12 protein-coding genes are annotated in these 13,029 nt (G+C 68.1%); 8 read left to right on the top strand and 4 right to left on the bottom strand.

Going from position 1 to position 13,029, the window contains the following annotated elements; genetic code table 11:
- The 4 genes from AZSP09_RS01880 to AZSP09_RS01865 all read right to left on the bottom strand — a co-directional run bounded on the left by AZSP09_RS01880 (position 1) and on the right by AZSP09_RS01865 (position 5,404).
- Positions 1–1,272: a PepSY-associated TM helix domain-containing protein gene (locus tag AZSP09_RS01880; RefSeq protein WP_152088989.1), complete on the bottom strand. Its 1,272-nt coding sequence runs from the start codon at positions 1,270–1,272 to the stop codon at positions 1–3.
- 9 nt (positions 1,273–1,281) lie between these two features.
- Positions 1,282–3,708, bottom strand: a complete 2,427-nt coding sequence (locus tag AZSP09_RS01875; RefSeq protein ID WP_152088988.1) for a TonB-dependent receptor — start codon at positions 3,706–3,708, stop codon at positions 1,282–1,284.
- 167 nt (positions 3,709–3,875) lie between these two features.
- Positions 3,876–4,895 carry a FecR domain-containing protein gene (locus AZSP09_RS20525; protein ID WP_269473824.1) on the bottom strand — a complete coding sequence of 340 codons (1,020 nt, stop codon included), beginning with the start codon at positions 4,893–4,895 and terminating at the stop codon, positions 3,876–3,878.
- The gene (locus AZSP09_RS01865; protein WP_152088986.1) at positions 4,892–5,404 is read right to left on the bottom strand and encodes a sigma-70 family RNA polymerase sigma factor; all 513 of its coding nucleotides are present in this window, start codon (positions 5,402–5,404) and stop codon (positions 4,892–4,894) included. Before AZSP09_RS01865 ends, AZSP09_RS20525 begins: the two co-directional genes overlap by 4 nt.
- 317 nt (positions 5,405–5,721) lie before the next feature.
- On the opposite strand from AZSP09_RS01865, the gene AZSP09_RS01860 reads away from it, so the two are divergent.
- From AZSP09_RS01860 to nth, 8 genes are all read left to right on the top strand, one after another.
- Positions 5,722–6,756: a quinone-dependent dihydroorotate dehydrogenase gene (locus AZSP09_RS01860; RefSeq protein WP_152088985.1), complete on the top strand. Its 1,035-nt coding sequence runs from the start codon at positions 5,722–5,724 to the stop codon at positions 6,754–6,756.
- 101 nt (positions 6,757–6,857) lie between these two features.
- Positions 6,858–7,442, top strand: coding sequence for an electron transport complex subunit RsxA (rsxA, locus tag AZSP09_RS01855; RefSeq protein WP_130459282.1), 585 nt, complete (start codon positions 6,858–6,860; stop codon positions 7,440–7,442).
- Complete coding sequence (rsxB, locus tag AZSP09_RS01850) at positions 7,442–7,984, top strand: electron transport complex subunit RsxB (protein WP_014237996.1); 543 nt, start codon at positions 7,442–7,444, stop codon at positions 7,982–7,984. The genes rsxA and rsxB overlap by 1 nt, the downstream gene beginning before the upstream one ends.
- A gap of 3 nt (positions 7,985–7,987) precedes the next feature.
- Positions 7,988–9,769: an electron transport complex subunit RsxC gene (gene rsxC / locus AZSP09_RS01845; protein ID WP_152088984.1), complete on the top strand. Its 1,782-nt coding sequence runs from the start codon at positions 7,988–7,990 to the stop codon at positions 9,767–9,769.
- Positions 9,770–9,779: 10 nt separating this feature from the next.
- Positions 9,780–10,769 carry an RnfABCDGE type electron transport complex subunit D gene (locus AZSP09_RS01840; RefSeq protein ID WP_152088983.1) on the top strand — a complete coding sequence of 330 codons (990 nt, stop codon included), beginning with the start codon at positions 9,780–9,782 and terminating at the stop codon, positions 10,767–10,769.
- 1 nt (position 10,770) lies between these two features.
- The gene (gene rsxG, locus AZSP09_RS01835; RefSeq protein WP_014237999.1) at positions 10,771–11,448 is read left to right on the top strand and encodes an electron transport complex subunit RsxG; all 678 of its coding nucleotides are present in this window, start codon (positions 10,771–10,773) and stop codon (positions 11,446–11,448) included.
- Between the two features lie 12 nt (positions 11,449–11,460).
- A complete protein-coding gene (rsxE, locus tag AZSP09_RS01830; protein ID WP_014238000.1) occupies positions 11,461–12,150 on the top strand; it encodes an electron transport complex subunit RsxE in 690 nt (229 codons plus the stop codon).
- Between the two features lie 224 nt (positions 12,151–12,374).
- Positions 12,375–13,025, top strand: a complete 651-nt coding sequence (gene nth, locus AZSP09_RS01825; protein WP_152088982.1) for an endonuclease III — start codon at positions 12,375–12,377, stop codon at positions 13,023–13,025.
- Positions 13,026–13,029 lie beyond the last annotated feature (4 nt).

Below are 13,029 nucleotides of genomic sequence, written 5' to 3'. Positions count from 1 at the left end.
TCAGGCAGACCCCAGCACTGGCACCTCCTGCTGCAATTCCCGGCGCCGCCGGCCCTGCCGCTTTCTCCACCACACATAGACCCCAGTCGCCGACAGCGCGGCCACCGCCAGGCCCATCAGGGAAATGAGGATGCGCCCGGGCAGGCCCAGGATGCGGCCTGAGTGGACGGGGAACTGGAGTTGCACGAAGACATCCGCCGCCGTGCCCTGCCAGGGCACCCGCTCGCCCAGGATGCGGCCGTCCTGGCCGTCCAGGTAGAGAGATTTGACCTTCATGTTGCCGAAGTCGTCCCCGGGTGCGTTGAACTGGACGCCGTAGATGCCGTATTGCAGGGTGTAGAAGAGGCTGCCGGCAGGCTCCGTCCAGCCCCGGGCCCGGGCCGCCGTCTCGGCCGCGGCGATCGCTTCGGTGTAGCTGAGGCGGGGGGCGATGGGCTGCTCCAGGGGACGCATGGGACGCTGGGTGAAGGGGTCCGGCGTCAGGGTGGAGACGGCGGCCAGCACCGGGCGGAACACTTCCTGGTAGAGGTTGAGGGAGACGGAGGACAGGGCCAGGAGGAACAGCAGGCTCCAGGTCCACAGGCTGCCGGCCCGGTGCAGGTCGAAGTTGAACTTGTAGGCGCCGGCGCCGCGGCGGATTTTCCAGGAGGTGCTCCAGCGTGCCCACCAGGAGCGGCGTTCGGCCTGTCCTGCCCCGACAGGCGCATCCAGCCTGCCTTTGCGGCGACCTGCCGGCAGGGTCAGCACCACGGCGACGAAACAGTCCAGCAGCCAGAGCAGGGCGACGCCTCCCATGAACCAGTAGCCCCAGCGGTTTTTGCCGCCGAAGTCGGGGATGTGCAGGCTGTAGTGCAGCTTGTAGAGAAAGGGCAGCAGGTTTTCCCGGGACAGGGAAAGGCCGCCCCACTCCCGCCGCCCCCGGATTTCGCCGCTCACCGGGTCGGCAAAGACCTGGTTGTAGCCCGGCGCGAAAAGCTTGCCGGTGGCCGGATCGAGCCGGGGCCGCACGCCCAGTTGCAGGTTGTGCCCCGGCTCCAACTGCAGAGGCAGGAAGGTGACCTGGATGCGCGGGTCCGCCGCCTCCACCCGCCGCACCACTTCCAGGGGCGGCAGGGGCTGCCCCGGGGTGACGGCCTCGAACAGGTGGTCGTTGAGCCATTCATCCAGTTCGTGGTCCCAGGAGATGACGGCCCCGGTGAGGCCGGCCACGACCAGGAACAGGGCCATGGCCAGGCCGACCCAGCGGTGCAGCAGGGAACAGAAACGCCGCATGGAAAGCCCTTAGAAATCCACCGTGGCGGAGAGGGTCAGGGTGCGGGGGGCGCCCAGGGTCAGGTAGCCGCCGGTGGCGGAAGCCCAGTAGTTCTTGTCCGCCAGGTTCTCGATGTTGGCCCGCAGCACCACGGCCTGGCTGCCGGCCTGGAAGCCGTAGCGCACACCGGCGTCGAAGCGGGTCCAGGCCGGCACTTCCTGGGTGTTGGCCGTATCCAGGTACTGCTTGCCGGTATGCACCATGCGCCCCACCACCGCCAGGCCGGGCACGCCGGGCACGTCGTACTCGCCGCTCAGGTTGGCCAGGAATCTGGCCACCCCGATGGCCTGCTTGCCCACGTTGGCGGCGCTGGCGGCCTGTTCCAGCTTGGCATCCATGACCGTGATGCCGCCGATGAGGCGCAGGTTGCGGCTGGCTTCGCCGAAGAGGCTCAGTTCCAGGCCCCGGTTCACCTGCTCGCCGCTGACTTCATAGACGTTGGTGCCCGGATTGGTGGCGGCGCTCAGCTGGTTCACCTCGAACAGGGCGGCGCTGGCGGCGATGCGGCCGAAGTCGGCCTTGGCCCCCACTTCCTTCTGCTTCGAGCGGAAAGGCGCCAGGGCCTGGCCCTGGTTGGCGGTGCCGGTGGGAGCGACGCCACCCTGCAGCAGGCCTTCGATGTAGTTGGCGTAGAGGGAGAGATTGTCGGCCGCCTTCACCACCAGGCCGGCGGAGGGGGTGGTGACGGAAACGTCGTACACCGAACTCTGCACCCCGCTGCCGTAGGCATAGTTGCCCACCAGGGCCTTCTGCTGGCGGGCGCCCAGGGTCAGCAGCACCTTGTCCTGCAGGAAGCCCAGGGTGTCGGCCACGGCGATGCTGGAGAGGCGGGTGTCGGCGGTGCGCTGGGGGTTGTTGAGATCGCCACCGAAGAAGGCCAGGCCGGGCTTGGCCAGGTCCACCGGGTTGTAGATGTTGGTGTTCTGGGCCGGCCAGGACATGGCCCAGGCATTGCGCCCCACCAGGTTGGTGCGGCTGGCGGAAAGGCTGACCCGGTGGCTGACGCCGCCGGTGGAGAACTTGCCGCGCAGGCCGGCCTCCCCGGTGGACACGTCTTCCTCGTGGGGCACTTCGAAGCGGGAAATGGTGGCGTTGCCGTTGCTGCTGTTCACCGTCGGCGTGGCGTAGATACCCAGTTCCTTGTTGTAGCGCACGCCGTAGGCGGCGTAGGCGGTCCAGTCCTGGTTCAGGTCGTACTCACCGCGCACGGCGGCGAAGGTGTCCTCGGTGTCGGAATAGCTCCAGGACGGCGCGAAGTTGCGGCTGGCATCCGGGGCCGTGGGCACGGCCACACCGGCAGCTACCTGCACATTGGGCCGGCCCTGGCGGATCTTGCTCTTCTGGTAGCCGAAATCGGCGGAGAGGCGCAGCTTGTCGCCGCGAAAATCCAGGCCCACGGCCAGCATGTCCAGGCTGCGCTTTTCCCGGTCGATGGAGCCCTCGCCGTCCCGGCTCAGGGCATTGACCCGCACGCCCACGGACTGGTCCGGACCGAAGCGGCGGCCGATATCCACATGGCCGCCGAAGAGGGAATCGCCGTGCAGGGTGCCGGTCACCTGGGTCACCGGCAGCTCGCCGGCCCGCTTGGGCACCAGGTTGATGCTGCCACCCATGCCGGAGTTGCCGGAGGCCATGCCATTGAGGAAGGCGTTGGCGCCGCGGAACACCTCCACCCGTTCCAGCATTTCCACCGCCACGTACTGCCGCGGCAGCAGGCCGTAGAGGCCATTGAAGCCCAGGTCGTCGGCGTAGAGGGGCAGGCCGCGCACGGTATAGGCCTCGGCATAGTTGCCGTAGCCGCGATAGACCCGCACCGCAGGATCGTTGGCCACCACGTCGGCCACGCTCTTGGCGGCCTGGTCCTGCATCAGCTGGGAGGTGTAGGCGGCGGTGGCGAAGGGGGTGTCCATCATGTCCAGATCCCCCAGCAGGCCGACCCGGCTGCCCCGGGCCATCTGGCCGCCGGCATAAGGTTTGGGCTGCTGGCCGGGCTGGCCGGCGCTGTTGGCGGTGACGGCCACCGTGGCCAGGGCCGCCTCCTTGCCGCTGCCGGCGGGCAGGCGGCGCAGGGTATAGCCGCCGCTGTTCTGGGGCACCGCTTCCAGGCCGCTGCCGGCCAGGATGCGCTCCAGCCCCTGGGCGACACCGTAGCTGCCCTGAAGACCGCTGCTCTGCTTGCCTTCGGTGAGGGCGGCATCAACGGATAGAAGCACCCCGGCCTCGGCGGCGAACTGGCTGAGGACCCGGCTCAGGGTGCCGGCCGGGATGCTGTAGCTGCGCGCCGCCGCCTGGGCCTGGGCCGCCGGCATCAGGGCGGGCGTCAGCAGGGGGGCGGCGACGAAGGCCAGTTGCAGGGCCAGCACCAGGGGCCGGCGGGAAGGCAGGGCGAAGGACATGGGGAAACCTCTATCAATGCGTGAAAGATGTGCGCCGCAGGGGGCTCATCTGCATTGCCGAGGGGGAAACGAAAAAGGGAACCGGGGAGGAAAAAAATTTCAGGCGCCTGCCCAAAACTGCTCCTTATCTGCGCCAGGAGGCCGGAGTGAACGGCGCCGGAGGAACCTCAGCGGGGCTCCACGCTGACCCACCAGGGCAGGGTGCGGCGCACCCGCAGGGGCAGGCTTTCCTCCAGGCTGGCCAGGATGCGGTCCGTATCTCCCAGGGGGAAGGCGCCCACCAGGCGCAGCTCGGCCACCGCCGGGTCCCAGCCCAGGTGGCCGCTGCGGTAGCGGGACAGTTCGGCGAGGAAGTCGCCCAGGCGCGTGTCATCGGCCACCAGCATGCCCCGGCTCCAGGCCTGGCGCGCCGCCTGGGCCGGTACCGGGGTGGCGACGCCATTCCGGTCGTAGCGCACTTCCTGGCCGGCGGCGATTACCTGCCGGGCCCCGGGCTGGTCATGGGGCGTGATTTCCACCGCCCCGGCGAACACCGCCAGGGATTCGCCGGACCCGGCGCCTTCGTCCCGGCGCACCAAAAAGCGGGTACCCAGGGGCCGCAACAGGCCTTCCGGCGTAGCCAGACGCAGGGGCCGGAGCGCCGCTCCGTCGTCCACGCCCGGCTCGCCCTTTCCCGTTTCCACCAGCACTTCGCCGCGCAGCAGGCCCAGGCGGCGCTCGCCAGCCTGGAAGCGCACGCTGATGGCGCTGTCGGTGTTGAGCCAGACCCGGGTACCGTCGGCCAATTGCACTTCCCGGGTTTCGCCCCGGGCCGTCTCGAAATCTGCCGTTTCGCCGGGCCACAGCCCCAGGCGGCGACCGCCCCAGGCCATGCCGCCGACGGCGGCGAACAGCACAAGGGCCTTCATAGCCTGGCGCCGCTGCATGCGGCGCTGGCGGCTGCCCGCCTCCACCGCCAGCCGGGCCGCTTCGCCGGACTGGCCGGCACGGGGCAGGCTGGCAAAACTGCGGCTTACCGCCTCCACCTGCTGCCAGGCCCGGCGATGATCCTCCCGGGCTTCGAGCCAGGCCTGCCAGCGCTGCCGTTCGGCGGCGCTGACGCCCGGGTCGTGGAGCACGGCAAACCATTCAGCCGCCGCCTGCAGCACCTGGTAGTCGGTGGCCTGGATGCCGGCCCGGGCGCTCAAGCGGCGCATCCGGCCAACAGGCAGTGGAGCATGGCCCGGGCCATGTACTTCTTCACCATGCGCTCGGAAACGCCCAGGCGCTCGCCGATCTCCCGGTAGCCCATGCCATCGAGCTGGGCCAGGAGGAAGGCCTGGCGCACCTTTTCCGGCAGGGCCGCGAGCAGGGCCTCGATTTCCAGCAGGGCCTCCAGCACCAGGGCCCGCTCCTCCGGCGACGGAGCCAGGGCCTCGGGCTGCCAGGCCAGGGCTTCCAGGTAGGCCCGTTCGATCTCCAGGCGCCGCCAGTGGTCCACCACCAGACCGTGGGCCACCGTGGTCAGGTAGGCCCGGGGTTCCCGCAGCCCCTCCAGGTTTTCCCGCCGCAGGATGCGGCAGAAGGTGTCCTGGGCCAGATCGGCGGCGCTCTCGGCGCAACCCAGCTTGTGCCGCAGCCAGGAACGCAGCCACCCGCCGTGCTCCCGGTAGAGGGCGGCCACGGCCAGATCGGATTGGGAAATGACGGCGCTCATGGCAAAGGAAAGAAACGAATAAGAATTATTCTTATTGTAGAACGGAAAAACCTGCACGAAAAGCCGTATCCACCCCATCCCAGCCGAGCCGCAGGCGCTTTATTCAGGCAGCATGGACGCCGTCTCCGCCCTTTCGCCCTGAACACCGCGCCAATTGGGCTGACGCAGCCCCCTCAATGCCGTACGGATAGCGTTTTACGATACGCAATTCAATCTCGCAGATAGGAATGCTTCTCGGGGTGTGGTAAAACTGCGCCCTTACCTTTAGTCATATGCCGCAAGACCGGTCCATGGTGCATTGCGGTAAAATCGCGCCCATGCTCTATTCACTCGCCCGCAAAATCTTCTTCTCCCTGGATGCGGAGAAGGCCCACGGCATCGGCCTCAATGGCCTGGCCGCCCTCCACGCTGCCGGTCTGTCCTGCCTCATGGGCAAGAAGGCGCCGGAATGCCCAGTGGAGGTCATGGGCCTCCGTTTCCCCAACCCGGTGGGCCTGGCCGCCGGCCTGGACAAGAACGGCGAATGCATCGACGGCATGGCCGCCATGGGTTTCGGCTTCCTCGAAGTGGGCACCGTCACGCCCCGGCCCCAGCCGGGCAACCCCAAGCCCCGCCTGTTCCGTATCGAGGAGAAGCAGGCCATCATCAACCGCATGGGCTTCAACAACGAGGGGGTGGACCACCTGCTGCAGAACGTGGCCCTGGCCCAGTTCCCCAAGTGCGGCGGCATCCTCGGCATCAACATCGGCAAGAACTTCGACACCCCCATCGAAAAAGCCGCCGACGACTACCTGATCTGCCTGGAGAAGGTGTATGCCGCCGCCAGCTACGTCACGGTCAATATCTCCAGCCCCAACACCAAGAACCTGCGCGACCTGCAGCGGGATGACGCCCTGGACGACCTGCTGCGCCAGCTGAAGGCGGCCCAGGCCCGCCTGGCGGAAAAGCACGGCAAGCACACCCCCCTGGCCCTGAAGATCGCCCCGGATCTGGACGACGCCCAGATCCAGGCCATCGCCGACCTGCTGCGCCAGCACCGCATGGACGGGGTCATCGCCACCAACACAACCCTTTCCCGCAACGGCGTCGAAGGCTGCCGCTACGGCAACGAGGCTGGCGGCCTCTCCGGTGCCCCGGTGAGGGACCTGTCCACCCAGGTGATCCGCAAGCTGGCCAGCGCCCTGCAGGGCGAGGTGCCCATCATCGGCGTCGGCGGCATCCTCTCCGGTGCCGATGCGGCGGAAAAGATCGAGGCCGGCGCCAAGCTGGTGCAGATCTATTCCGGCTTCATCTACCGGGGGCCGGACCTGGTCCGGGAGGCAGCGGAAACCCTCTGCCGGATGGGCCGCTGAGCCCTCCGGGGCGGCCCGGCGGGCAATGCCCCCAGGGCCGCCAAGGTTGCCCCTTACGTTGTTCGGCGGGATAATGCACCGCCCCTGAAAATCCGACCATGATCAGCCACTATCTCTTCATCGTCATCGGCGCCGTGTTGGTGAACAACGTGGTGCTGGTGAAAATCCTCGGCCTCTGCCCCTTCATGGGCGTTTCCAAGAAACTGGAAACCGCCTTCGGCATGGGGGCCGCCACCACTTTCGTGCTGACCGTGGCCACCGGGGCCAGCTACATCATCGACCATTACCTCCTGATGCCTTTCGGCCTGGAGTATCTGCGCACCCTCTCCTTCATCGTCACCATCGCCGCCATCGTGCAGCTGACCGAAATGGTGATCCAGAAGACCAGCCCGGTGCTGCACCAGGTGCTGGGCATCTACCTGCCCCTGATCACCACCAACTGCGCCGTGCTCGGCGTGCCCCTGCTCAACGTGGCCAACCACTACGATTTCGTCGAGTCCCTGCTCTTCGGCATGGGCTCCGCCGTCGGCTTCTCCCTGGTGCTGGTGCTCTTCGCCGGCATCCGGGAGCGCATCGAGGGGGCTGACGTGCCGGTTCACTTCCGCGGCGTCGCCATCGCCATGGTCACCGCCGGCCTCATGAGCCTGGCCTTCATGGGCTTCTCCGGCCTGGACAAGTACCAATAATGCTCATCGCCATCGCCATCATGGCCCTGGGGGCCGTCGTCCTGGGCGCCGCCCTGGGCTTTGCCTCGGTCAAGTTCAAGGTGGACGGCGATCCCCTGGTGGACAAGATCGAGGCCATCCTGCCCCAGACCCAGTGCGGCCAGTGCGGCTACCCGGGCTGCAAGCCCTACGCCGAAGCCATCGCCAAGGGCGAGGCCGACATCAACCTGTGCCCCCCCGGCGGTGCCGAGGGGGTGGGCAAGCTGGCCGACCTGCTGGGCCGGGAAGCCAAGCCCCTGGACGGGGTGGAGAAGCCGCCCCAGGTGGCCCTCATCGACGAGAACACCTGCATCGGCTGCACCCTGTGCATCCAGGCCTGCCCGGTGGATGCCATCGTCGGCGCCGCCAAGCAGATGCACACCATCGTCGAATCCCTGTGCACCGGCTGCGAGCTGTGCCTGCCGCCCTGCCCGGTGGAATGCATCACCATGGAGCCGATCCAGGAAACGGTGGATACGTGGAAGTGGAAATACCCGGTCGTCGAATTGAAGAGGGTCGCCTAAGCCATGGGCCTGATGCAGCTGTTCAAGTTCAAGGGAGGCGTCAAGCCGGCCACCAACAAGGCCCAGTCCGTCACCCTGCCCATCGCCAAGGCGCCCCTGCCCTCCGTGGTGGCCGTGCCCCTGCACCAGAGCATCGGCGGCACGCCCCGGCCCCTGGTGCAGGTGGGCGACAGGGTGCTGAAGGGCCAGATGATCGGCGAGGCCGACGGCTGGATCTCCGCCGCCGTGCACGCCCCCACCTCCGGCACCGTGCGGGAAGTGGGCATGTACGCCGCCGCCCACCCCTCCGGCCTGCTCACCGACTGCGTCGTCATCGAGCCGGACGGCGAGGACCGCTGGATCGAGCGGCAGAGCGTCGACTACAAAACCCTGACCCCGGAACAGGTGCGCGAACTGCTGCGTGACATGGGCGTGGTGGGTCTGGGCGGGGCCGTGTTCCCCTCCCACGCCAAAACCCAGGCGTCCCGCAGCGTGCCCATGGAAGAGCTGGTGATCAACGGCGCCGAATGCGAGCCCTACATCACCTGCGACGACCTGCTGATGCGGGAACGGGCGACCGAGGTGGTCAAGGGCATCGCCATCTTCCGCGACCTGCTGCAGCCGAAGAGGGTCCTCATCGGCATCGAGGACAACAAGCCGGAAGCCGCCGCCGCCATGGCCCAGGCCGTGCAGGCCGCGGGCGAGGACTTCCAGGTCGTCAGCGTGCCCACCCTGTACCCGGCCGGCGGCGCCAAGCAGCTGATCCGCGTCCTCACCGGCAAGGAAGTGCCCGCCAACAAGCGCTCCACCGACATGGGCGTGCAGTGCTTCAACGTGGCCACCGCCTACACCGCCTGGCGCGCCCTGGGCCACGGCGAGCCGGTCATCTCCCGCCTGGTGACCCTCACCGGCAACGTGGCCGAGCCGCGCAACTACGAGGTGCTGATCGGCACCCCCATGGACGAACTGCTGGCCATCGCCGGCCCCAAGGCGGACACCGACGGCATCATCATGGGCGGCCCCATGATGGGCTTCCTGGTGCCCGAGGCCAAGGCGCCGGTGGTCAAGGCCACCAACTGCCTGATCGCCCATTCGCCGGCCCTGTTCCCGCCCAAGGCGCCGGAGATGCCCTGCATCCGCTGCGGCTCCTGCGCCCAGGTCTGCCCCCACGAACTGCAGCCCTTCGAGATGTACTGGTTCGCCCGCGCCAAGAATTTCGGCAAGACCCAGGAATACAACATCTTCGACTGCATCGAGTGCGGCTGCTGCTCCTTCGTCTGCCCTTCCCGCATTCCCCTGGTGCAGTACTTCCGTTTCGCCAAGAGCGAGATCTGGGCCCGGGAACGGGACAAGAAGGCGGCCGACGGCGCCAAGACCCGTTTCGAATTCAAGCAGCTCCGGGACGAGCGGGAAAAGCAGGAAAAGGCCGAGAAGCTGGCCAAGGCCGCCGCTGCCCAGGCCGCCAAGAAGGCCGCCGAAGCCGCCGCTGCCGCTGCTGCCGAAGGCGGCACCCCGGCCGAAGCCACTGCAACGCCGGCCGCCCAGAGTCCGGAAGAGGCCGCCGCAGCTGCCAAGAAAGCTGCCATCGCCGCCGCCATGGAGCGGGCCAAGGCCCAGCGCGCCCAGGCCCAGCCCCAGAATACGGACGACCTGGCCCCCGCCCAGCAGCAGGAAGTGGCCGACATCGAGGCCCGCCGCGCCCGCCTGCGGGACATCGCCAAGACCGAACTGGCCCACCCCGAAGCCCATCCCGCCGAGGCCGCCCCGGCCGCTCCGGCGGACGACGGCCAAACCCCCAAGAACTGACGCCCCGGTCATGGAATTCTCCACCTCCCCCTACCTGCTCAAGGACACCTCGGTGCGCCGGGTCATGACCCAGGTGCTGCTGGCCCTGGTGCCGGGCATTGTCGCCTACGCCCTGCTCATCGGCGCGGGCATCCTGGCCCAGATCGCCATCGCCACCCTCACCGCCCTGGCCGCCGAGGCCGCCATGCTGCGCCTGCGGGACAAGCCCCTGGCCCTCTTCCTCGGCGACGGCTCGGCCGTGGTCACGGCCTGGCTGGTGGCCCTCACCTTCCCGCCGGTGGCGCCCTGGTGGCTCACCGTGGTCGGCGTGCTGTTCGCCATCGTCGTCGCCAAGCACCTCTACGGCGGCCTCGGGCAGAACCCCTTCAACCCGGCCATGATCGCCTTCGCCGTGTGCATCGTCTCCTTCCCGGCCCTCATGTCCCAGTGGCCCGGCCCCGGCTCCCACCTGGCGCCGGCCCAGCAGCTGGACTGGATCTTCGGCCTGGCACCGCGCCTGGACGGCATGACCAGCGCCACCCCGCTGGATGCGTTGAAGACCGCCCTGCGCGCCGACGAAGGCCACAGCGGGCCCCTGCCCTTCCTGGCAGGCAACGCCCAGGCGGTGATCGCCCTCTGCTATCTGGCCGGCGGCCTCTTCCTCATCTGGCGCAAGGTCATCACCTGGCACATCCCCACCGCCTTCCTCGGCGCCATGGGCCTCCTCGCCGGCCTGCTGTGGCTGTGGCAGCCCGCCGGCTTCGCCAATCCTGTCTTCCACCTGCTGGGGGGCGGCGCCATGCTGGGGGCCTTCTTCATCGCCACCGACCCGGTATCCGGCGCCACCACGCCCCGGGGCAAGCTCATCTTCGCCGCCGGCGTCGGCCTGCTGGCCTACATCATCCGCGTCTTCGGCGGCTATCCGGACGGCATCGCCTTCGCCGTGCTGATCATGAACATCTGCGTGCCCCTGATCGACATGTACACCCAGCCGAAGGTCTTCGGCATGAAGGACCAATGACATGGTGACGGTAAAGGAACCCACGGCCGGCACCATGGCGGCGCGCACCGCCGTCATCCTGTTCGTCTTCGTCATCGTCTTCACCGGCCTCCTGGCGGGCGCCTACCAGTGGACCCTGCCGGCCATCCAGGCCTCGGCCACGGAAGAGAAGATGAAGCTGGTGAACGAAGTGCTGCCCACCGCCAGCTACGACAACGACCTGCTGCACGACACCCTGGCCCTGGCCCCCACCCCGGAACTGGGGCTGGAAGAACCTTCCACCGTCTTCCGCGCCCGCATGGGCGGCGCTCCGGCGGCCCTGGTGCTGGAAGCCGTGGCGCCGGACGGCTATGCCGGCAAGATCCGCCTGATCCTGGCGGTGCAGGCCGACGGCCGGGTGGCCGGCGTGCGCGTCACCCAGCACAAGGAAACCCCGGGCCTGGGCGACTACGTGGAGCCGAAGAAGGACAGGAACAAGGAACGGCCCTGGATCACCCAGTTCAACGGCCTCTCCCTCGCCACCCTGGCGGAGAAGGAGTGGAAGGTGAAGAAGGACGGCGGCCATTTCGATTCCAACGCCGGCGCCACCGTAACGCCCCGGGCCGTGGTCAAGGCGGTGAAGAAAGCCGTCGCCTACGTGGACGCCCACCGGGACGAACTGTTCGCCGCGGCCGACAAGAACGCAGCGGACCGGAAATAAGCGAGGCCGACCATGATCACCCGCGAGGAATTCAAGCAGATCGCCGGCAACGGCATCTGGAAGCAGAACACCAGCCTGGTGCAGATCCTGGGCCTGTGCCCCCTGCTGGCCGTGACCACCAACCTGGTGAACGGCGTCATGCTGTCCCTGGCCACCATCATCGTCATGGCCCTCTCCGGCGTGGCCATCGCCAGCCTGCGCAATTTCATCCCCCACGAAATCCGCATCCCGGTCTTCATCCTGGTCGTCGCCGCCCTGGTGACAGTGGTGGACCTGCTCTTCAACGCCAACCTGCACGAGCTGTACCTGGTACTGGGCATTTTCATTCCCCTCATCGTCACCAACTGCATCGTGCTGGCCCGGGTGGAAGCCTACGCCGCCAAGAACCCGCCCCTGCAGGCCACCGCCGACGGCGTCTTCATGGGCGTCGGCATGCTGTGGACCCTGGGCCTCCTCGGCGGCCTGCGGGAGCTGATCGGCGCCGGCACCCTGTTCTCCGGCATCGACATGGTCTTCCCCGGCCTGCAGCCCCTGCAGCTGCTGCCCAAGGACTACCCGGGCCTGCTGCTGGCCATCCTGCCCCCCGGCGCCTTCATCCTGCTGGGCTGCCTGATCGCCTGGAAGAACTGGATCGAAGCCCGGGCCGCCGCCCGCCAGCAGAAGGCTCCGCCGGCGCCGGTGGCGGAAGCCGGCTGCCATTGAAAACCCCTTGCCACAGAGGGCACAGAGGACACCGAGAAAGATGTGGACGCTTGGCCTGGGAGGCAATAGGGACGCCACTCTCCACCCAGGTGCGGCTGAAAATGGCGTCCGGCTTGCTTTTCCGGTCAGATAAAAATTGAATCCAGCCACCGGCCTCAATCACGAGGCAAGTCACTCTCTGTGATCTCTGTGGCTAAAACAAACCTCCAGCCAAGCCCAAGACCATGAATGCCGCCAAGCGGGCCCAGATTTTCGCCCGGCTCCAAGCCGCCAACCCGGCGCCCCGCACCGAGCTGGAATACGAGACCCCGTTCCAGCTGCTGATCGCCGTGCTGCTCTCGGCCCAGGCCACCGACGTGGGCGTGAACAAGGCCACCCGCAAGCTCTTCCCCGCCGCCCCGACGCCGGCCGCCATGCTGGCCCTGGGGGAGGAAGGGCTGATGGACTACATCAAGACCATCGGCCTCTTCCGCACCAAGGCCAAGAACACCATCGCCACCTGCCGCATCCTGCTGGAACAGCACGGCGGCCAGGTGCCGCGGGACCGGGAGGCCCTGGAGGCCCTGCCCGGCGTCGGCCGCAAGACCGCCAACGTGGTGCTCAACACCGCCTTCGGCGAACCCACCATCGCCGTGGACACCCACATCTTCCGCATCTGCAACCGCACCCGCCTGGCCCCGGGCAAGACGGTGCTGGCGGTGGAGGAAAAGCTGCTCAAGACCACGCCGCCGGAATACCGGCTGGATGCCCACCACTGGCTGATCCTGCACGGCCGCTACGTGTGCAAGGCGCGCAAGCCCGAATGCGAACGCTGCGTCATCGCCGATCTGTGCGAATATCCGGGCAAGACCTGTTCCGAACCCGCCCACCTGTAGCCCC

The sequence above is a fragment of the Azospira sp. I09 genome, assembly GCF_009177135.1.
GTDB classification, from domain to species: domain Bacteria; phylum Pseudomonadota; class Gammaproteobacteria; order Burkholderiales; family Rhodocyclaceae; genus Azospira; species Azospira oryzae.
The sequence above is the reverse complement of the archived record's forward strand: the minus strand, read 5'-3'. Positions and strand labels throughout refer to the sequence as shown.